Source organism: Streptomyces sp. NBC_00252, from assembly GCF_036187565.1.
Lineage (GTDB): Bacteria > Actinomycetota > Actinomycetes > Streptomycetales > Streptomycetaceae > Streptomyces.
Map to the genome: position 1 here is coordinate 316516 of NZ_CP108087.1, position 20804 is coordinate 337319.

19 protein-coding genes, 1 tRNA gene and 1 pseudogene are annotated in these 20804 nt (G+C 69.0%); 6 read left to right on the forward strand and 15 right to left on the reverse strand.

All coding sequences use genetic code 11. The features are described 5' to 3' along the window. Positions 1–84: 84 nt before the first annotated feature. The 10 genes and pseudogenes from OHT77_RS01405 to OHT77_RS01450 form a co-directional block, all read right to left on the reverse strand. Positions 85–234, reverse strand: coding sequence for a hypothetical protein (locus OHT77_RS01405; protein WP_328826047.1), 150 nt, complete (start codon positions 232–234; stop codon positions 85–87). Positions 235–260: 26 nt separating this feature from the next. Then, positions 261–470: a DinB/UmuC family translesion DNA polymerase gene (locus OHT77_RS01410; RefSeq protein WP_328826048.1), complete on the reverse strand. Its 210-nt coding sequence runs from the start codon at positions 468–470 to the stop codon at positions 261–263. A 785-nt stretch (positions 471–1255) separates the two neighbouring features. After that, the gene (locus tag OHT77_RS01415) at positions 1256–1633 is read right to left on the reverse strand and encodes a hypothetical protein (RefSeq protein WP_328826049.1); all 378 of its coding nucleotides are present in this window, start codon (positions 1631–1633) and stop codon (positions 1256–1258) included. Positions 1634–1951: 318 nt separating this feature from the next. Further along, positions 1952–2164, reverse strand: a complete 213-nt coding sequence (locus OHT77_RS01420) for a hypothetical protein (protein WP_328826050.1) — start codon at positions 2162–2164, stop codon at positions 1952–1954. Positions 2165–2586: 422 nt separating this feature from the next. Further along, complete coding sequence (locus OHT77_RS01425) at positions 2587–3540, reverse strand: RNA-binding protein (RefSeq protein WP_328826051.1); 954 nt, start codon at positions 3538–3540, stop codon at positions 2587–2589. A 225-nt stretch (positions 3541–3765) separates the two neighbouring features. Further along, positions 3766–4512, reverse strand: coding sequence for a DUF2071 domain-containing protein (locus OHT77_RS01430; RefSeq protein WP_328826053.1), 747 nt, complete (start codon positions 4510–4512; stop codon positions 3766–3768). Continuing rightward, entirely contained in the window at positions 4509–4841 is a 333-nt protein-coding gene (locus OHT77_RS01435) for a metalloregulator ArsR/SmtB family transcription factor (protein WP_328826054.1), read from the reverse strand. Before OHT77_RS01435 ends, OHT77_RS01430 begins: the two co-directional genes overlap by 4 nt. 784 nt (positions 4842–5625) lie before the next feature. Beyond that, positions 5626–6659, reverse strand: a pseudogene (locus OHT77_RS01440) (alpha/beta hydrolase). Continuing rightward, entirely contained in the window at positions 6659–7024 is a 366-nt protein-coding gene (locus OHT77_RS01445) for a hypothetical protein (protein ID WP_328826056.1), read from the reverse strand. Before OHT77_RS01445 ends, OHT77_RS01440 begins: the two are co-directional and overlap by 1 nt. Positions 7025–7037: 13 nt before the next feature. Further along, entirely contained in the window at positions 7038–7538 is a 501-nt protein-coding gene (locus OHT77_RS01450; RefSeq protein WP_328826057.1) for a TetR/AcrR family transcriptional regulator, read from the reverse strand. 351 nt (positions 7539–7889) lie between these two features. On the opposite strand from OHT77_RS01450, the gene OHT77_RS01455 reads away from it, so the two are divergent. From OHT77_RS01455 to OHT77_RS01470, 4 genes are all read left to right on the forward strand, one after another. Further along, positions 7890–8531, forward strand: a complete 642-nt coding sequence (locus tag OHT77_RS01455) for a carbonic anhydrase (protein WP_328826058.1) — start codon at positions 7890–7892, stop codon at positions 8529–8531. Positions 8532–8780: 249 nt separating this feature from the next. Then, positions 8781–8855: transfer RNA gene (locus OHT77_RS01460), tRNA-Met, on the forward strand. A gap of 643 nt (positions 8856–9498) precedes the next feature. Continuing rightward, positions 9499–9876 carry a hypothetical protein gene (locus OHT77_RS01465; RefSeq protein ID WP_328826059.1) on the forward strand — a complete coding sequence of 126 codons (378 nt, stop codon included), beginning with the start codon at positions 9499–9501 and terminating at the stop codon, positions 9874–9876. Positions 9877–10180: 304 nt separating this feature from the next. Beyond that, entirely contained in the window at positions 10181–10906 is a 726-nt protein-coding gene (locus OHT77_RS01470) for a class I SAM-dependent methyltransferase (protein ID WP_328826060.1), read from the forward strand. A 126-nt stretch (positions 10907–11032) separates the two neighbouring features. Here OHT77_RS01470 and OHT77_RS01475 read toward each other — a convergent pair whose 3' ends face one another. Continuing rightward, the gene (locus tag OHT77_RS01475) at positions 11033–11752 is read right to left on the reverse strand and encodes a FadR/GntR family transcriptional regulator (RefSeq protein WP_328834115.1); all 720 of its coding nucleotides are present in this window, start codon (positions 11750–11752) and stop codon (positions 11033–11035) included. A gap of 161 nt (positions 11753–11913) precedes the next feature. Between OHT77_RS01475 and OHT77_RS01480 the strand changes: the two genes are divergently transcribed. Together OHT77_RS01480 and OHT77_RS01485 are read left to right on the forward strand one after the other, a co-directional pair. Beyond that, positions 11914–13650, forward strand: coding sequence for an IlvD/Edd family dehydratase (locus OHT77_RS01480; RefSeq protein WP_328826061.1), 1737 nt, complete (start codon positions 11914–11916; stop codon positions 13648–13650). A 46-nt stretch (positions 13651–13696) separates the two neighbouring features. Beyond that, positions 13697–14884: a fumarylacetoacetate hydrolase family protein gene (locus OHT77_RS01485; RefSeq protein WP_328826062.1), complete on the forward strand. Its 1188-nt coding sequence runs from the start codon at positions 13697–13699 to the stop codon at positions 14882–14884. 85 nt (positions 14885–14969) lie between these two features. On the opposite strand, the gene OHT77_RS01490 is transcribed toward OHT77_RS01485, so the two are convergent. The 4 genes from OHT77_RS01490 to OHT77_RS01505 form a co-directional block, all read right to left on the reverse strand. Next, entirely contained in the window at positions 14970–17351 is a 2382-nt protein-coding gene (locus OHT77_RS01490; protein WP_328826063.1) for a beta-glucosidase family protein, read from the reverse strand. A gap of 327 nt (positions 17352–17678) precedes the next feature. Beyond that, a complete protein-coding gene (locus OHT77_RS01495; protein WP_328826064.1) occupies positions 17679–18575 on the reverse strand; it encodes a carbohydrate ABC transporter permease in 897 nt (298 codons plus the stop codon). Between the two features lies 1 nt (position 18576). Next, complete coding sequence (locus OHT77_RS01500; protein ID WP_328826065.1) at positions 18577–19479, reverse strand: carbohydrate ABC transporter permease; 903 nt, start codon at positions 19477–19479, stop codon at positions 18577–18579. Next, on the reverse strand, positions 19476–20783 hold the full coding sequence (locus tag OHT77_RS01505; protein ID WP_328826066.1) for an extracellular solute-binding protein: 1308 nt from the start codon (positions 20781–20783) through the stop codon (positions 19476–19478). The genes OHT77_RS01500 and OHT77_RS01505 overlap by 4 nt, the downstream gene beginning before the upstream one ends. Positions 20784–20804: the final 21 nt, after the last annotated feature.

A 20804-nucleotide genomic window follows, 5' to 3' on the forward strand; every position in this document is an offset into this window, starting at 1 on the left:
CTGTTACGCACACCCCGACCGGATGCACCCATCCCGGCCCAATCTGGCGGGCGTCTCCCGTACGAGCGGCCACGCCCGGTGGGGTCAGGAGGCGGGCCGGTAGGTGGCGACCGGCCCGATCGCGCCGGGCCCGAACTTGGCCCGGATCCGGTCGGCGGCCGACTCCGCCACCAGGCGGGCCTGCCGCGCGGCATCGAGGCTGAGCTGTTCGGCGACCTGGCTGGCGGTGACCAAATCCTCGGCGCGTAGTGCGAGTCCGGTCAGCCGGCCCCGCTGGGACCCGCGGCGTCCTTCACCTGGTAGGTGAGCAGGCGCAGGTCGTCCTCGTGCGCCGGCGGCTCGACCGTACGGCGCGTTTTCTCCCATGCCGGTCCGTCGGCGAACGACAGCGTGAGCGTGAGGGCCCGCGCGGACTGCCCGCGGCGGCGCAGTTCAGCACCGAGATGCACGACCAGACCGAGCAGAGCCACCCGGGCGGCGGCGCCGTCGTGGATGTCGTAGGGGAAGCGGTGGCGGACGGTCGTTGAGGCGGGCTGGAGAGGTGGGGTGACGGTGCGGGGTCGGTACTGCGGGCCCGGTCGAAGGCCATGAAGCCGGCCGTCCCTCCGATCATCCGCTGGACCGTCGCCGGAGAAAGCACGGCGAGCAGGCCGACGCGGTCGATGCCGTAGCGCTTCAGGGTGGCCGCGTGGCGGGGGCCGATGCGGTGCAGGTCCCCGACGGGGAGCAAGGCGAGCCAGTCGGCGTCGGCGTCAGGGGCGATGGCCAGGACGCCGCCCGGACGCTGGAATTGTGCGGAGGCGGTCGTGGCGACGGCGACGGTCGGGCCGATGCCGAAGCGCACGTCGATGCCGTACCGGGAGACCGTCCGCAGCCGCAGCACATCTGCGAGGTGGGAGGCGGTAGCGGCGTGATAGCGCAGCGCGTCGCGCAGGTCGACCAGCGCCGCAGTGGGCGGCAGCGCCTGCACCACCGGCGACAACTCCCCCAGCTGATCCAGGACCTGCCGGTACAGCTCCTCCGGCAGCCCCTCCGGACAGCGCACATGCATCACCACCGGCACCCGAGACTCTGGAGCGCCGCAGCCGATGGTCATGGCATGGAGGCAGGTCCGGGCCAGATGGATGGATCGGGCGAGGCCGCTGCCATCGCCCCTACGGTCCGGATCCAGGCTCCCGGAGGGGGATTCCGAGACATCGTGCCACGCGGCGGGGCCGATACCGCTGTGAGCGATACCGGCCCCGAGGCTTGGGTGTTACGGGCGGTCGAGAGTGATGGAGTTCACGGGGCCCAGGTCGACCCAGTAGGCCACGCCGGCTCGCATGTCGCCGTCGCAGTTGCCGCCGTTGTAGGCCTTGCAGAGGTGGGCGTGGGCGCCGCCGGTCTGATTGTTGTAGACCCAGTGCCAGCCGTACTGGCCGCTGAGGTTGTGGGCCCCGTAGCTCCAGTACGTGTTGGTGGGGCTGGTCTGGGTGTTACCCGGGTTCACACCTTCCGGGAAGATGCAGACCGCTCCGGAGGGGCAGGTGCCCCAGGAGTCGGCGGCGGGCTTCGCCTCCGCCGTGCCGACACTCAGCACGGCTGCGGCGGCGGTCGCGGTCGCGATGGCTGCGGCACTGAACATCTTGCGCATGTTTCCCCCTGGTGGGTCTCCTGCGTCGCCGCAGGTCGTCTTCGTGCTGACGGGGATCAGCCTGTCCCGGGGGATATCCAGGGTCGACGGGTTTCCTGTTGCCCGTCGACGGGATGGCCAGGAAACCCGGTGCGAGCTGGGGTTTCGCTGACGGTGGTCAACCGGCGGGTCGGACAGGACGACCGGTCAGGGTCAGAAGAAAGAGAACAACCTGAACCGCTGGGCCCGTCCCTCGACTTCTGAAGGCAAGGGATCTGGACCGCCGAATTCACCAGTGTTGAGCGAAGCACGATAGTTGCGACAAAAGCAGGCTTGCTGTCACTCCGGGGCGTCGGCCGACTCGGGAGGGGTGGTGGGTCGGCGTCCGCCGTGGCAGGCCACCACTACTGTCGCCGTGGAGTTCAGGGAGATCGTGAACCAGGATGACCGGTCCACCGCGTCGATGGATCCGGTGCGAAGCAGCTCTTCCCCGGCCCGCTTGAGGATGTCGACGCTGTCGGCCAGGCCATCGATCGTGTGGCCACGTTTCAAAGAGTGGATCATTCACCCGCGGAAGACGTCCGCGTGCCGGTTGGCCGGGACCAGGCCGTCCCAGACGACGAAGTCAGCCGGCGATCAAAGCGTTACGCGCAGGACCGCATGCCGACGTCTGTTCGCGGAGCATGGCGATGAGGTCGTCGCGCGTCACACTGCGCCCCGGCGACAGGAAGAGCGGTGATCGGCTATGTGTGACAACTCCAGCGCCTCTCTGCGGGCAGTCCGACTGCTTCAGCCTGGTTCCCTCGGAGGCTATCCGGCGCCGTGAGCCGAACCACGCTAGCTGTCACATAGGAAGGCTGCTTGTCTCCGAAGATGCTGCGTGACTGTGCGCTTCGGCTACCAAGTTGGGCGGACGAGTTGACGTTCAGCATGCTGAGGTGCGGGTTTGGGCGAGTTGGTTTTCGTGCATCGGGTCACCATCGTGCGCGCAACACGCCGTCGCTGTCGGGTAGAATGGCTTGGAGCAGCGGACTGCGTTCGTCGTTGTAGAGGGACAGGGCGCAGGCCGCTCGCGCGTCGGCAGCCAGAGCAGCGAGCTCCTGGTACTGGGTCTCATCGACGGTCACGTGTCTGATCGTTCCGTCCTTTGTCTCCCAGACGAACTCGATGTGCCATTCGTACGGCAGTGCGGTCAGGACCGCGCCGACGTCAGGTTGCAGGTCGGGCCAGACGGTCAGTAGGGCGCGCGGGCCGAGGCCGGCACGCACCGAGTTGAGGTTATCCGCGGTGAGACGATGCCAGCGTGTGGCGCTGACGAAGTGGGTTTCCTCCAGGAGCAGGCCTTGTCGCGTTGCCAGCTCGGTGCGTATCGACGCCCAGAAGCCTTCGTCGGCGGCATGTGTCACCTCTGGTTCTGCGGCGTAGGGGGAAGCCACCAGCGGTTCCGCGAAGAGGCCGAGTTCGCGCGTACGGGCGACGGCGTCCGTGCAGGGTCGGTCACTGCCCACGTACACGTACTGGTCCCATCCGACGTGCACGGTGAAAACGTCCCCCGCCTCCAGTCGGCACCAGGCGCCCTGCTCACGCAGCATGACGCGGATCAGCTCCAGGGCCGCCGCCAAGGAGACCTCGGCGCCGTCGTGGTAACCGGTTAGGTCAGCCGGGAACAGATCGCTGAGACCGTGTCCGTCGACCGCCGGCTGAGCACCGAAGTGGACGAGCCCGGTGACGGAGGGCTCACGGATCTCCAGCCGGTCAATGCCCGCAGCTTCCGCGAACGCGGAGATCGACTCCAGGTACGCGGCCTCGACCGGCCCACGGTCACTAACTGCCTCCTCCGCACCCCGGTAGCTGCCGTGCTCGTCGCGGTCGGCAGGGTCGTACTTCGTGATCCGGTGAACGAAAGAAGGCGGCACGCCACTCCTCAAAAAGATGGCGCCAGCGTAGGTTCCGACCCGAACTCGAAGCTCCCCAATTTCCGCTGCCCACCGAGCAGATCTTCCCGGTGACAGAAAGCCTGCCGAATGAGCGCCTGTGACAGGTCAGACGCCTCACGTGTGACAACCAGGCTGCCTCGGTCGCCCCAATCACCAGCCCAGCCGGTCCCGCCGGTGACAACTCCTGAGCTTCGGCTCATCGTGTGCCCGAGTGCTTCACTTGGCGCGTTGGGCGTCTCGGTTGGTGGCCATGGTCGTGAGCGGGCGCCAGTTGGCGGGAACGTTGCGCATCACCAGGGCGCAGTCCAGGGTTGCACTCCCTGGGGGGAAGCGGTCTGGGTCGTCGAAGAAGGACGATGCGGCGGAGCGGACCCTGCCAGCTTCCACGTGCCAGGCGTCGGTGTGCAGTTCCATGCCGTCCAGGTGGCGGCCGGACCTGGTGGGCGAGTAACCCTTTGCCCCACGTTGAAAGAAGCGGGAGGCCTCGGCGAGATCGGCGAAGAGCTCGCTGCCGTGCAGCTCGTCGGACAGCTCGACGGTGACGTCCACCTGGGTGTCGCCGTCCCTCGTCGCGAAGGCGACACTCGACCGGCCGGGCGTTTCGTGCACCTCGAAGCCGGCGCGGCCGTGCTCGCCTGGGAAAACGCGGCCTCCGGCCCAGACGTTGAGCCGCGAGGCGGAGTCTCGACGCGTGATGTAGACACCGGTCTCGACGCCGTCCGGTCCGTCCCATTCGACAGCGATCCGGTGCGCCGCGTTCTCGCTCCGCAGCCCGAAGACCTTGGGTGCCCAGGTAGGACGGACACTTCCCAGCCGCAACAGGCAGATGCCCGCGACCGCGTGGCCGTGCACCAACTGCGGGCGCAGCGGCTCCGGAAGCAAGCGTGCCGCGACGTCCGGGGCGACCCGGTAGTTCACCAGAAGCCGTCGCTCGACGACGCTGGACAAGTGCGGTTGCCTCATGACTCCTCGCTCTGCGCCCCGGCGCGCCATTTGGTCTGACGCAGGACGATCTGCTCGGGGCAGACGGCGCTGAGAAAGCGGCCGACGGCGCTCGCCAAGCGGTCATCGGCCAGCGTGTAGAGGATCCGGTTGCCGTCCCGGCGCTCGGTGACCAGTCCTGCTCCCTTGAGCACGCCGAGGTGCCGCGAGATGGACGGCGCGCTGATCGCAAACCTGCTCGCGATCTCCCCGGCCGCGAGTTCTCCGCCTCTGAGGTCCTCAAGGATCTGGCGCCTCGTCGGATCAGCGAGTGCGCGGAAGACGCCCGCCTCGTTCTGAGCTTCCGTCATGTTAGATATTTAGCACACTAGCTAAATATCTAACAATGGATCGGGCAGCTTACGCCGGCAGGTCGTGGCGGTGCCTCGTGTCGCCTGACACGTCGTACGCCTCGCCAACTGAAGCACTCGGTCACGCTCGTAGAGACGAAGCGGGTCGAGACGCCGAGGTGCTGCGCCGCCTGACCGTGCCCGGCTACAGGTGGCGCTGCCATCCCCCAGTCGGATCGGTTATGAGGAGGCACTGGTCCGCTACGGCTTCTACGTGTGCGCCGTGCGGGTGGCCGACAGCCACGCCGACACGGCCCCGGGCACCCGACCCTCACCCTGCCTGGTCCGACGCCAGCCAGAAGTTAGGCAGTCTTCGAACACGTGCGCGAGGACAGGCCCCTACACCTTGGGCACCTTGCGCGCCGGCATCGACCGATGGCTGCGGTGGAAGGCCGGATCCTCCAGCCACCGCGGCGGCTCATCGCATGTCCGGCACCCGGCGCCACACCTTGGCCTGGCCCATCCGGATCTGGAGCTGCTTATCCAGCATGCGCAGCCGCGGCATCAGGTCCAAGGCTTCGCCGTACACCCGAGTGAGCCAGACGGTGCCGCCGCGCCGCACGAGGTCGATGGAGGCGTAGAGCCCTCGGAGGCGGTTCAGGCCGGCCTTTTCCCCATCGCTTTCGATTGGGTCGGGCCCCCGGTCCTCTAGCGCGGGAGCAGGCTCGGCCGCACGAGCGCATCCCGATGGGCCGTCGACAACCTGCCGCCGCACTAGCGGCCCGGGGGCCGTCCTCGGCCGGCGTCAGTGCCGGGTCAACCGGTGCAAGGCGTCGCGTACCGGCGGCGCGAGCGTGTTCGGGTGGTTGGCGTCGTGCATCAGATGGTCCACGGCCGGCAGTGTCACGCGGCCCGGTCCGCCTGTACGCGCGTGACGCAGGGCGGTCGTCAGGGCGTTCGTTGTGACACAGGGGACCTGGGCGTCGTTCGTGCCGCACGTCAGCAGCACCTTGGTTCCCGGCCGGAGTCCGGCGGCGGTGTCCGGTGGGTAGACGGCGTCATCGCTTTCCACGAAGCGGGCGTTGAGGTTCTGGAACGCTGCGAAGAGCTGAGCGATCGCGGGAGGCAGGTCTGCGGTGTCGGCCGGCCGGTGTTGGCGCAGGGAGGTGACGCCGGCGGCGATGGCCGCGTTGATGGTGCGCTGCTGTTCCGGTGTGAGCTGGCCCTGCCGGGTTGCTTCGGCGATCTGGGCCTTGAGTTGGAGCGCGACCAGGTCCAGCAGGCGGATCGCCTGCGGTTGCAGCAGCGCCAGGCCGACAGGGCGGGGGCGGACGGTACCGCCGAGGAGCAGTGCCGTCATCGCGCCCTCGCTGTGTCCGACGATCAGCAGTGCGTGCGGGTCGGTCTCCGGTTGATCGCGCAACGACTCATAGGCGGCCCGTGCCTGGCGGACGAATGCTGGGTAGTCGAGTTGTTCCGGGTGGCTTCGGTAGGCGCCTAGTCCGGTGCGGCCGGTGCCGTACTTGTCGAACCGCAGCGTGGCAATCCCGTCTCCGTCGAGCGCGTCGGCCAGCTGTGCCAAGGTGTCCGGTGAGGACGCGGACGGTTGGTTGCCGTCGCGGTCGGTGGGTCCGCTGCCGGGCAGCAGCAGTGCCGCTCGCAGTCGTTGCCCGGCCTGATGCTCGGGCACGTGCAGGGTGCCGTACGGGGCGTCCCATCGGCTGTGAAGACGATCTCGCGGTCGGCGGCAGGCACGAATCTCGGTATTGCCTCGGCCGGGGCGACGGTGACGGTGACGGCGGCCAGGGCCAGCGCGGCTGCTGCTAAGTTGCGCAACATCAACACACCTCTCGTTGCGCGAGGGCCTTTTCGACCAGGGCGACGGCCGCGCGCGGGTCGTCGACCTGGAGCACCAGGCGTGCGTATCTCTCGTCGGCGAGCTCGACCACGACGGCCTTTGACGCATCCCTGACGTCCCAGAAGACCCTTTCACCGTCCTGATGGAATGTGCCGGCGGTGATCAGACCGGGTACGTGAGAGCCCGGCGCGCGGACTCCTTTGGGGTCGGTGGCGATACCGGGATCGGCGGTCGCGCCACGGACGTTGGCCAGCGGGATGGTCAGGCTGCCCTTGAACGACCAGAGCTTGTTGAGCCCCTCCATCACGACGACGAGGTCGTCGCCGTCGATGCGTAGCAATGCCATGTCGATTTCCGTTTCAGGTGAGTGGGTCGAGGTGCTGGGCCAGTGCGATGGTGGCGTCGTCGGGGTTGCCACGCAGGAGGATGCCCAGCGCGGCGGCGGTGAGAGCGGCGGCCAGGTCGGCAGGAACACCGAGCGCGTCGGAAATCGCCTGGTCTACGGCAGCCAGTGCGGCCGTCACCTCGGAGGCGACCTCCTCGTCGGCCGGTGCCCGTTCGATCGTCGCGAGGAGAAGCAGGCGCAGGTCGGCCGACGTGACGAGACGCAGCGCGGCCGCGGCATCCGACGCACCGACGAGGGCATCGAGCAGAGGGCGGACGTCGTCGGTGAGATGGCGGCGTAGAGCCATCAGATAGAGGCCGCGCTTGCTGCCGAACGTCTTGTACAGACTGTTGCGGTGCACGCCGAGATGACTCACCAGGTCGTCAACGGACACGCCGTCATACGGACGTCCGCCGAAAAGGTCTACGGCGGCACGCACTACTTCGTCCTCGTCAAATGCTCTTGGCCTGCCCACGGGCACAAGAGTAGAGAGTTAAGGAACGAACAGTCAAGAACGATCGTTCCTTAATTTCTGACCCCTCCCACGATGGTGAAGTTCGAGAAGTTCGCCCAGGACCTGTCACACCGCCTGTCCAAGGAGCTCGCTGTGAACTCACGGGTCATCCCGACCAGGCGGAGCTCCGGAGGCGGGCAGTCGGCCGGCCGTACGGGACAAGGCCGCCGCACTGTGCGCCGAGGCTCCCCGTCGAGGCCGTCCTCGCCCGGCCCCTGGACGTGACCGCGAAGCCGTATGCGCCGGCCGACGCAGCGACGACCGAGGAGGCCAGGCGGTGTGACGGCGGGTGTCTGCTCGTAGGCTGCGGCCATGACTGAAACGCACGCCCCGACGCCCCGCGATGCCTTCGAGCTGCTGCTGGCCGGAAACCACCGCTTCGTCGCCGGCACCCCCGAGCACCCCAACCAAAACGCCGCCCGCCGCGCCGAGATCGCACCGGGCCAGCAGCCCTTCGCCGTGCTGTTCGGGTGCTCCGACTCCCGGCTGGCCGCCGAGATCATCTTCGACCGTGGCCTGGGCGACCTGTTCGTGGTGCGCACCGCAGGCCACGTCATGGGCCCGGAGGTGCTCGGCAGCATCGAGTACGGCGTGGACATCCTGGGCTGCCCGCTGGTCGTGGTCCTCGGCCACGACTCGTGCGGCGCGGTCGGCGCGGCATGCGCCGCTCTGGAGGACGGCATGACTCCGGCCGGATACATCCGGGACGTCGTCGAGCGGGTGACCCCCAGCGTGCTGGCAGCGAGGGCCGCCGGTCACGTCGAGCCCGAGGAGATCCTCGCCGAGCACATAAGGCACACCGTCGACCTGCTGCTGGACCGCTCCCGCGTGCTCGCCGAGAAGGTCGCCGCCGGCCAAGCCGCCGTTGTCGGCCTGTGCTACCGCCTGGCCGACGGCAGCGCGCGACTCGTCGCCTCCCACGGACTCGATGCGGCCGTCCTCGCTGAGTCCTGACTGCCTCGGCCGCGGCTGCTCAGCGTGACTTCCCGCCGTCGAAGGACGCCCGTGTACGCGGCCGAGGAGCCCATCGGACTCGCCGCTTTGATCATCAGCGGAAGGGCCCTTGGCGGCCCACGGAGCCGACCGCGCGTCCAGCGCCCTCCTCTCCCCCGCGCCGATCTGACGTGCACTGGCGGAACCTATAGAGGCTCTGCGGTAAATCCCTGCCCGGCGCGCCCGGATGACGTACGGTTAAAGCACCGACGCGGGGTGGAGCAGCTCGGTAGCTCGCTGGGCTCATAACCCAGAGGTCGCGTGGTTCAAATCCCGCCCCCGCTACAAAAATCCGGCCCCCTGCGCCCCATCGGTCGCAGGGGGCCGGAGCTGTCTCAGCAGCACTGGCCGTCGCCCGAGCCGCATTCGGCGTCTGCACCGCCTCGGTGCTCACGCCGGTCCTGGCCGAGGTGTACGGCCCCGCCGCCGATACCGACACCGCTTTCCGGCACGCCATGCTCTACCGGGTCGCCGCCTTCACGATCACCGCGCTGATCAGCCTCCGGCTTCGCGATCGGAAGGAACCCGCGCCCTCACACGGTCGTAGCAGCCACCGCGGGGAGATGCGATGAGGCGGCCGCCTGCGCTCAGACGGCGAAGCCGTTGTGCGGCCAGGTGCCTTACCGCTGAAAGGGACCAGGCCCCACGTGTGCCGTCTCGACGCCACGTCCTGTCGCGCCTCCACCGGTCGGTGCCCGGGCTCCCGCTCGCCGACTACTGCCCCTTCATCAACCTCGGCGCCGACCGGTCGCCAGGGCCGGTCCCCCAGTCGATCACCGCACGCGAAACCCCAGCTCACACCGGGTTTCCCAACCGGTCCCAAATGGGCAACAGGTAACCCGTCGACACCGGCAGTCCCCCGCAACAGACTGATCCCCCAACTCGAAGCTCGGCCTGCGAAGACGTAGGCCAACCGCCAGGGGGAAACATGCGCAAGGTGATGAGCGCCGCCGCCGCGTTCGCGACCGCGGCCACGGCAGTGGTGGTGATGAGCAGCGCCGCCCAGGCCGCGCCCAACGGCGACTCCACGGTGTACGGATGCAGGTCCGGCAACGTGTGCATCTGGCCCCAGGGCGTCGAACCCTTCGACAACCCGCACCCGACGGTCCAGTACAGCAGCTACGGCTACCACAACCTGAGCAACCAGTACGGGGACCATTGGGTCCTCAACAACCAGTACGGCGGCGCCAGCGCCAGCCTCTGCTACAACTACGGCGGCACCAACTGCTACGAGACCCTCTACCAGGACGACTGGACTTACGAGAACCTCACGCCGATCAACTCCATCACCCTCAACCGGCCGTAGCGCACCCTTCTCCACGGGGGAATGAAGGGAGCGACCGCCGGGCCGGCCCACACCGGTGCGGTCCGGCGGGTGACCCGCATGTCAAGGGGCTGCGCATCGCCCGTCGAAGCTCCCGCAGGAGCGGACAGCTAGCCCCTCAAGAGGCCACCCAGGCCTGGGAGCGACCAATTGCCGCACCGCCACGACGGCTCCATCAGCGCAACCGGCAAACCGAGGCCAGGTGTCCAACGTAGGCCGACGGGGGAACCGTCTGCCGTCGAAACTCAGTACCTGTTCGGACCCGGCTCGGCCTACGTTCGGCCGCATGGCTGACGACTGCTTCGCGCATCCGCGACTCGCCGCGATCTACGATCCGCTCGACCCCGACCGCAGCGATCTCGATGCATACCTTCAGATGGCAGAAGAGTTCGAGGCACGACGAGTGCTGGACATCGGTTGCGGCACAGGGGTGTTCGCGCTTCTCCTGGCCGACCGCGGGACCGAGGTCGTCGGTGTGGATCCCGCCCGAGCGTCCATCGAGGTTGCCCGGGCCAAGCCGGGAAGTGAGCGAGTGCGCTGGATCTGCGGCGATGCGACAGACCTCCCGCCGCTCCAGGTCGACCTCGCGACGATGACGGCGAACGTCGCCCAGGCCATCGCCGATCCGCAGACATGGCAGAAAACGCTACGGGGAGCCCACGAAGCGCTTCGGCCTGGCGGGCATCTGGTCTTCGAGACGCGCGATCCGGCCCGACGCGCCTGGGAGCAGTGGAACCGAGAGAGCTCCTACCGCGTGACCGACATCCCGCGCGTCGGCCCCGTCGAGACCTGGATTCAGGTGATTGAGGTGAGCCGGCCTCTCGTCACGTTCCGCTGGACCTACCGGTTCGCAGTGGACGGACAGGTGCTGACGTCGGATTCAACGCTCCGCTTTCGCGAGCGGGATGAAGTCGAGCAGGACCTGGACGCGCACGGATACGTGGTGGACGACGTTCGCGATGCGCCTGACCGCCCAGGAAGGGAGTTCGTCTTCCTGGCGCGACGTCCGTGATCGTCCGTAAGCCATGCCGCTCGACCCCCGATGACACACATCACCCATCGGCGGTGCGTGACTCCATCGGCGTCGGTCGCTTCCGTGCTCCTGTCCGTAGGCCCGCGAGGCCGCAGCCGTCGCAGCTCATACGGCGTCGCCCGGCAGTCCGGGCGACTGGGCGATCTCTTGCTCGGCGGCGTCGACGATCGCCAGTACGGCAGCGGCCGCCGCCGCAGGATCGCGAGCCTCGACGGCTTCCACGACGGCTCGGTGACCCGGCAGCGAGGCTTCCACCGCCCCGGAGGTCTGCGTGCTGAGGAGGAAACTGTGTTCCAGCGCGATGCCGACGGCGCGGCCCAGTGATCCGAGGAGACGGTTGCCGCCCGCGTCGAGCAGGGCGCGGTGGAAGGCGATGTCGGCCTCGATATAACCGGTGCGGTCGGGATTCGCCGCCGCGGCCTCCATGGCCGCCAGTGCCTCGTACAGGACTCGTACCTCGTCGGGGCCGGCCCGGTCGGCGGCGAGCCGGGCCGCCTCTGGCTCGACGATCCGGCGAAGTTCACCCGTGTCACGCAGCAGAGCCGTGGCGTCCTCGGCCTGTTTCCAGCGCAGTACGTCCGGGTCGAGGTGGTTCCAGTGCTCCGGGCGCAGAACGCGTGTGCCGGTGCGCGGACGTACGTGCAGCATGCCCTTGGCCACCAGCGCCTTGACCGCCTCCCGCAAGAGGCCGCGGCTGACGCCGATCTCGGCCGCGAGGGTGGCCTCGACCGGCAGCGGGGCTCCGGGCTTCCACGCTCCGCCCACGATGCGTCTCCCGAGTTCGTCGACCACCCGCTGGTGCGTGGTCGGGAAGTGCGCCACGATCTGCGCTCACCCCCTGGACGCCATTCATCGAATCATTTAATGATTGAGCTCCAGACTACGACCCGCGGGACCTCACCCACCACTGCCCCACCGCCTTACCGCCTTACCGCCTTACCGCCCCACAGCGAAGCGGACGACGCGACAGCCACGGGAGTGCGTACATGACCGACGGTCAGAAGAGGAGCCGCCGCAGCCAGGCATGGTTCGGTGCACAGGGCCGCAGCGGGATGGTGTACCGCTCCTGGATGCGCAGCCAGGGATTCGGACACGAGGTGTTCGACGGGCGTCCTGTCATCGGCATCGCGACCAGCGCCTCCGAACTCGCCCCGTGCAACGCGCATCTGACGCGCGTCGCGGAAGCCGTCAAGCGGGGCGTCTGGCAGGCGGGCGGCCTGCCGCTCCAGTTCCCGACCATGGCGACCGGCGAGACCCTGATGCGCCCCACCGCGATGCTGTACCGCAACCTCATGGCCATGGAGGTCGAGGAACTGATCCGAGCCAATCCGCTCGACGGTGTCGTGCTGCTGTCCGGCTGCGACAAGACGACCCCCGCCATGCTGATGGGCGCCGCCAGCGTCGACCTGCCCGCCGTGATGGTCACCGGCGGGCCGATGCTCAACGGCAAGTACCGGGGCCGCGACGTGGGTTCCGGTACCCAGGTGTGGAAGTTCGAGGAGGATCTGAAGACCGGCCGGATGACCGAGGAGGAGTGCTTCTTCGCGGAGGGGTGCATGGCCCGCTCCAACGGGCACTGCATGACGATGGGGACCGCCTCGACGATGGCCTGCCTGGCCGAGGCGCTCGGTATGCAGTTGCCGGGGTCGGCGGCATGGCCCGCGGTCGACTCCCGGCGGATGGAGGTCGCGCAGGCGGCGGGGCAGCGCATCGTCCGGATGGTGGAGGAGGAGCTGCGCCCCTCGCAGATCCTGACCCGGGACGCCTTCGAGAACGCCGTCCGGGTCAACGCGGCGATCGGCGGCTCCACGAACGCCGTCATCCATCTCATCGCCATCGCCGGACGCGTCGGTGTCGAGCTGAACCTGCGGGACTTCGACGAGCTGGTCCGGACGGTGCCGACCCTGGTCAACCTGATGCCGAGCGGCACCTACCTCATGGAGGACTTCTGCTACGCGGGCGGCCTGCCCGCCGTCATGGCCGAACTGCTCGGCGGCGGACTGCTGCACGGCGGACCAGTCACGGTCACCGGCCGCACTGTCGCCGAGAACACCGAGAACGCCGAGTGTGTCGACTCCGACGTCATCACCCGCCTTGACGCGCCCTTCCAGCCGGCCGGCACAGGCATCGCCGTACTGCACGGCAACCTGTGCCCCGACGGCGCTGTGATCAAGCAGTCCGCCGCCTCACCGCATCTGCTCACCCACCGCGGCCCCGCCCGCGTCTTCGACTCCCCCGAGGCCTATCACGAGGTGGCCGACGACCCGGAACTCGATGTCGACGAGAACACCGTCATCGTCATCCGCAACGCCGGCCCCAAGGGCTACCCCGGCATGCCCGAGGTCGCCAACGTGCCGCTGCCCGGCAAGCTGCTGAAGGCCGGTGTCAAGGACATGGTGCGCGTCTGCGACGGCCGGATGAGCGGTACCGGCTACGGGACGGTGGTCCTGCACGTGGCGCCGGAGGCCGCCGTCGGCGGACCTCTCGCCCTGGTGCGCGACGGGGACCCGGTCGTCCTCGACGTCCCCAACCGCACCCTGCGCCTGGACGTGGACGACGCCGAGCTCACGCGCCGCCGACACGCGTGGAGGGCACCCGCCGAGCGGCACACCAGCGGCTACTCCTGGCTCTACACCCAGAACGTGGAACAGGCCGACCAGGGCGCCGACTTCGGTTTCCTGCGCGGAAGCCGTGGCCATGAGGTCCCTCGTGACTCCCACTGAGCCCGCCGGGGCGACCGTACCCCTCTGATCCAGGAGCGCATCGACCGTGGAATCGGCAGCCGTGCACCCTCGTCCGGTCCTCACACCCGGCTCCGTCCTGCCGGAGGACGCCGACCGGGCCGTACTCGTCGCGCGCGTGCACGACCCGGAATCCGGCGGACCGTGTGTGGCCGCGGTCCGCGGCGAGCAGGTCGTCGACCTGACGGCCGTGACGCCCACCGTCTCCGACCTCATGGAGCGCGACGACGCGGCGGCAGTCGTCCGCGAGACCGGCGGCGGACAGGTCTGGAGTCTGGACCGGCTGCTCCAGGCACCGGCCGGCCGCCGTGACGTTCCGCATCTGCTCGCCCCCATCGACCTACAGGTGATCAAGGCCGCGGGCGTCACCTTCGCCGGGAGTCTGCTGGAACGCGTCATCGAAGAGCGCACGGGCGGCGATCCGGCGCAGGCCGCGCGGGTGCGGGCCCGCGTCGGGGAGGTGGTGGGCGGCACACTCGCCGGCATCCGTCCCGGATCACCGGAAGCCGGCAGGGCCAGGGAACTGCTCGTCTCGGAGGGACTGTGGTCGCAGTACCTGGAGGTCGGGATCGGACCGGACCCCGAGGTGTTCACCAAGGCCCCGGTACTGTCCGCGGTCGGCACCGGCTCCGACGTCGGAGTGCTGGGCGCCTCGGTGTGGAACAACCCCGAACCCGAGGTCGTCCTCGTCGTGGACTCGCGCGGCCGGGTGCGCGGCGCGACGCTCGGCAACGACGTCAACCTCCGCGACATCGAGGGCCGCAGCGCCCTGCTGCTGTCGCGCGCGAAGGACAACAACGCGTCCTGCGCGATCGGCCCGTTCCTGCGCCTGCTCGACGAAGGCTTCGACCTCGACACCGTACGCGGGCTCGACGTCGACCTGCGGATCGACGGCATGGACGGCTACGTACTGCACGGCAGCAGTTCCATGCGGGAGATCAGCCGCGACGTACTGGACCTGGTGGCCGCCACCCACGGTCCGCATCACCAATACCCGGACGGCTTCGTCCTGTTCACCGGAACGATGTTCGCTCCCACCGAGGACCGAGGGGCACCCGGCGCGGGCTTCACCCACGAGTACGGCGACGTCGTCCGGATCTCCAGCCCACGGCTCGGCGCTCTGGTCAACACCGTCGTCCCGAGCGAGCAGGCCGCACCGTGGACGTCCGGCGTCGGAGCGCTCATGCGCAACCTCGCCCGGCGCGGCGTGCTCTGAGCGGGCGAGTGCTTCCGCGGCCGGCAGCGCGTCCGGGCGGTGTGCGCAGCGCCGCCGGTCCTGCGGCCCGCGCTCGCACCGCGCCTCACATCTCGACAAGGGGCTCCTGGACGACCGTGGTGTGCAGGCGCCGTGTGTGATCCACATGGCGCTCGGCTCCGGTCAGCGCAACCCTGGCCGTCAGGCGCGGGTCCGCGCTGGAGGCGGCCAGCCGCAGTTCCAGTTCGCCCGGTTCGAGGACGCGCCGCCCGTCGCGTCCGGTGAAGGAGGCCAGGTCGGCCGGGACCGTGATGGTGACGCGGCGGGCCCGGCCCGGCTCCAGTTCGACCCGGGTGTAGCCGACGAGACGCTGCACGGGCTGGACGACGGAGGCGACCGGGTCGTGCAGATAGAGCTGGACGACCTCGGTTCCGGACCGTCCGCCCGTGTTGCGGACCGTGAAGGCGAGGGTGAACTCACCGTCCGTCGGGGCCTCCTGGACGTCCACGGTCAGGTCGGTCCAGTCGAACCGCGTGTAGGACAGCCCGTGACCGAAGGCGAACGCGGGCGTCGGGTCGATGCTGGAGACCTCGCTGGCGTGGGCGAGCCGCGCTCCGAGGTACGTGGCCGGCTGGGAGCCCGTCCCGCGCGGCACGCTGACCGGGAGACGTCCGGAGGGATTGGTACGGCCGCTGAGGATCCCCGCGATCGCGTGCGTCCCCTCCTCGCCCGGGAAGAAGGACTGCACGATGGCGGCGGACTCCTCCACGGCGCGGCCCAGGGCGTACGGCCGTCCCGTGAGCAGCACGGTGACCACGGGCGTCTCCAGGTCGAGCAGGCTGTCGAGCAGCTGCTGCTGCGCGCCGGGCAGTGCCAGCGTCTCCACATCGCATCCTTCGCCACTGGTGCCCCGCCCGAAGAGCCCGGCACGGTCGCCGAGCACCACGAGGGCGACGTCCGCTTCCCGTGCCGCCTGGACGGCCGCGCCGATGCCGGAGAGATCTCCGTCGTCGATTCCGGTACCGCGAGCGACCGTGATCTCGGCATCGGGGAACTCGGCGGCGAGGGTGTCGCGCAGCGTGGGCAGTTCGATGCCGAGTGGGGTGGCGGGGTGCCGGACGCCGATGTGCTGGGGGAAGGAGTAGCAGCCCAGGACGGCGACGGGCTCGTCGGCGTTGGGGCCGAGCAGCGCGATGCGCCGCGGCCTCCCCAGCGGCAGAGTGCCGTCGTTGCTCAGCAGCACGACCGCTTTCTCGGCGATGGTGCGGGCCAGCGCCCGGTTCTCCGGGCCGTCGAGGTCGATACGTCCGCGCAAAGCGGCCGGATCGGCCAGGTCCGCCCCGTCGAGCGCGGCCGGTACGGGGTTCCAGTCCGGGTCGAGCAGGCCGAGCGCCACCTTCTGGGTGAGTGTCCGGCGCAGGGCGCGGTCGACCAACGCCTCCGGGACGCGGCCGTCGGTGACAGCCTCGGCCAGGGGCGCACCGTACGCCTTGACGGTGGGCAGTTCCACGTCGACGCCCGCCCCCAGCGCGGTTCCGGCGGCGTCGGGCCAGTCGGCCGCGATGCCGTGCAGAGTCTTGAGGAAGGCGACGGCGAAGTAGTCGGCGACCACGGTGCCGTCGAAGCCCCATGTGTCGCGCAGCAGCCCGGTGAGCAGATCCTCGTCGGCGGCGGAGGGCATGCCGTCGGTGTCCGTGTAGGCGCTCATCACCGACCGGACGCCGCTTTCACGGATCGCCATCTCGAAGGGAGGCAGCAGCACGTCGGCGCGCTCACGCGGTCCCATGGAGGAGGGAGCGAGGTTGCGGCCGGCGCGCGAGGCCGAGTATCCGACGAAGTGTTTGAGGGTGGCGACGATCCCGGCCGACTCCAGGCCCTGCACGTAAGCGGTCGCGATGGTGCCGACGAGGTAGGGGTCCTCGCCGATGGTCTCCTCGACCCGACCCCAGCGGGTGTCGCGCACCACGTCCAGGACGGGCGCGAGCCCTTGGTGGACACCGACGGCACGCATGTCGCGACCGATGACGGCGGCCATGCGCCGTACCGTGTCCGGATCGAAGGTTGCGCCCCAGGACAGGGGGACGGGGAAGGCCGTCGCCCCCCAGGCCGCGAATCCCGCCAGGCATTCGTCATGGGCGAGAGCGGGTATGCCGAATCGGTTGGTGGCGGCGATACGGGCCTGGGTGCGGGCGAGGGAGAGCGCGCCCAGGGCGGGGTCGACCGGGCCGGTGCCGAAGGGCCGGGTCAGCTGGCCCAGTCCGGCGGGCAGGAGTGCGTCGAGGTCGACGGCCTCCTCCATGTCGTGCTGATGGGGGGCGACTTCACCGCCCTGGTCCGAGGCGCCCACCCACACTCCGTACAGCTGGGCGGTCTTCTCCTGGAGGGTCATCGCGGCGATCAGGGCGTCGACTCGCGCGGCGACGGGCACGGTGGGGTCGTTCCAGGGAGCGGTTCCGGGGATGTTCTCTGCAGCCACGTTGGCGTTCACTTTCCTCCCACGTACGTCAGGCCCTTGGGCGGGCGCGACGGGCGAACGGGTAGACAGGACTCGGAGCGGGGCAGGTCGCGTCCGGGCTCCGGCACGGGCCCGGATCCATGTGTCCCGCCCTTCGCGGGACGGAACTGCCGCTGTTTCCAGGGGTGGTGCGGTTCCGCGCGCGCTGGTGGAAGCGGTGCGGGCCGGGACCGGGACGTGCGAACGAGCGCCGTGGAGCTTGTCCTGCCGCATGTCTCCTCGTCCTGTCGGTATCCGGTCCCGGAGTTCACCGGATGTCCCGGACCACAGGCCGGCCACCGGACACGGTGTCCGGGCCGGTCAACGGCTGAATCCCGCGGTCAGTCCGCTCAGCAGCTGGCGGCGGCCGAACGCGTACAGCACCAGGACGGGAAGGGTGGTGAGGACGACGGCGGCGAGGACAGCAGGGACGTTGACCCCGTACTGGCCCTGGAAGGACCACAGCGCGAGCGGCAGGGTCCGACGGTCGGGGCTCTGGGTGAGGATCAGCGGCAGCAGGAATCCGTTCCAGATGGTCAGGGAGTTGAAGATGGTCACGGTGAGGATGGCCGGCCGGGTCAGTGGTGCCGCCAGCCGCCACAGCGTCGTCCACTCGGTGGCACCGTCGACCTTCATCGAGTCGAACAGCTCCTTCGGGACGTCGCGGATGAAGTTGGTGAGCACCAGCACGGACAGTGGGATCGCGAAGGCGATGGACGGGAGGATCAGTGCCAGCAGATTGTCGTAGAGGTGCATTTTGATGATGATCAGGTAGACCGGGATCACCGTCGCCTGGAGCGGGATGGCCAGGCCCATGAGGAACAGTCCGTTCATCGCGCGCAGGGCACGCATGCGCCAGCCGCGGACGATCGCGTAGGCGGCCATGAAGGAGATCACGACCGCAGGCACCACGGCACCGGCGGTGACGACGACGCTGTTGAGGAAGTAGCGAAGGAAGTCGGACTCGATGACGAACCGGTAGTTCTCCAGCGTCGGATCGGTCGGAGGCACCAGCGGATTGCTCGCGTAGTAGCCGCTCTTGGCCTTGAAGCTGGTGATGAGGGTCCAGTAGAGGGGCACCGCGACGACGACGAGCCAGAGCCATCCGGCCAGGCCACCGGCCCAGTTGCGGCGGCGGGCCGTTCGACGCGGGTGGCGTTGCCGCTCGCGGTGGGTGACCTTCCGGGGTGGTCGCGGCTCGGTCGGGGTGGTGGTCACGTCAGACCCCCTCGAGTTGGCTCGCGCCGGCGTCCCGGCCGCCGAGCCGGCGCAGCAACAGGGCGAGGGCCAGACCCACCAGGACGAGGATGACCGCGATGACGCTGGCCGGCCCCATCAGACTGGCCTGGAACCCGCGCTTGTACATGTCCAGTGCGAGAACCCGGGTGGCGTCCGCGGGGCCGCCCTCGGTGAGGACGAAGATGAGGTCGAAGAAGGTCAGGGACCCGACGACCATCAGCGTGGACGAGGTGATGATCGTGTACTTCAGTTGGGGCAGCGTGATGCTGAGGAACTGCCGGACGCGTCCGGCTCCGTCCAACTGCGCTGCCTCGTAGAGGGACTTCGGGATCTGCTGGACACCACCCTGGTAGATCAGGGAGTGGAACGGAATGAACTGCCAGGAGACGACGAAGATGACGACTCCGAACGCGAGCCCGGGCCGCCCCAGCCAGTCCTTGCTCAGCGCCTGGATCTTCAGTCCGGCACCGAGCCCGAAGTTCGGGTCCAGCAGGGCCTTGTACGCGATCGCGATGGCCGCGGAGCTGAGCATCAGCGGGACGAAGTACACCACGCCAAGCACCGCGCGGTAGCGCTGGCGGCCCGCCATGAACGTGCCGAGCAGAATGCTCAGCGGCGTCTGAACGGCCCAGGACACCGCCATCACCAGAAACGTCACCCACAGGGCGTGCGGCAGCCCTGAGTCGGTGAGCACCGCACGCCAACTGGTCAGCCCCGAGGGGTGGATGGCGCCGATCCCGTCCCACGTCGTGAAGCTCAGCGCGAAGACTCCGACGAGCGGAACCACGGCGAAGCCGACGAAGACCACCAGCGCCGGTGCCGCCAGCCACGGCAGGATGCTCCGCGGTTCGCGATGCGGCCGCCGGCCGGTGAGTGCACTCATGTGCCGGTGACCGCGTTGAGGTTGTCGGCGAACTGCTGTGGCGAGACGGAGAGTTGGAACAACTTGACGATGTTGTCCAGCAGGGTCTCGGCGGCCGTCGGACTGAGCGCCTGGTCCCAGGACTGGCCGAAGACCTTCGCCTTGCTGGCGATGTCGTAGGTGAACTGCAGGAAATCGGCGTTCTTGGAGGCGGCCAGGAGCTTCTCCGTGCCCAGCCGGATCGGGACCGACCCGTTGTCGATCCACTGCTTCACCTCCTCGTCCTGGAGGACGCCGGTGGCGAAGAAGTCCTTGGCGACCTTCTTCTGCGCAGCGCTGGCCTTCGAGGAGATGGACAGGTACTGGGCGGGGTTGCCGACGGTGTCGCTCGGATCACCCTTGCCGCCTTCCACGGGCGGGAAGGTCATGTAGCCCAGAGAGCCGCTGGAGACGAAGTCCCCGCCGTCCGCCTGCTGGATGCCGTACGACCAGGCCCCGTGCAGCATCATCGCGGCCCTGCCGGTGTACAGCAGCGCCTGGTCGGCGTTGGAGTCCGCGGTGATGGAGGAGAAGCCCTTGACGAACCCGTGGGCCTTGACGAGCTCCTGCGCCTTGGTGAGCGCGGCGATGGCGTCCGGGTTGGACCAGGCGTCCTTCTCCCCTTCGGCGATGGCCTGGAACACCTCGGAACCGCCGATGCGGTCGAACAGGAACTCCAGCCACATCATGTTTGTCCACCGGGACTGGCCACCGAGGGAGAAGGGCGCTATGCCCTTCGCGTTGAACCTGGGCACCAGCGCCATGATGTCGTCCCAGGACTTCGGTGGTTCCACACCGACCTGGTCGAAGACCTTCCTGTTGTAGTAGAGGATGATCGGCTGCACGGTCTCGACCGGCATCGCGTAGATCTTGCCGTTCACGGTCGCCGCGCCGAACGAGGACGGGAACAGGCTCTTCTTGAGCTCGGAGTGCTCCCCGAACCACGAGGTGAGGTCCTCGACCTGACCGGCCTCCACGTAGGTGCGCAGAGTCCCGCCGCCCCAGCCCCAGATGATGGTGGGGGCCTTTCCGGCACCGATGGAGGTCTTGATCTTCGTCTTGTACGCGTCGTTCTGGAAGGTGGTGTCCTTGATCTGCTCCTTGGGGTGGGCCTTGTTGAACGCGTCCACCGCGCCGGCCCTGACGCCTTCCTGCGGCTGACCGTTCAGGTACCAGTACGTGGCCCCGCCGCTCTTGCCGGGGCCGGACGAGCCGCAGGCCGCCAGCGCCGCGGAGGCCGGCACACCGACGGCCAGGCCGAGGAGGGTACGTCGGGAGAGCGCCATGTCTTTACTCCGCACTCGAGA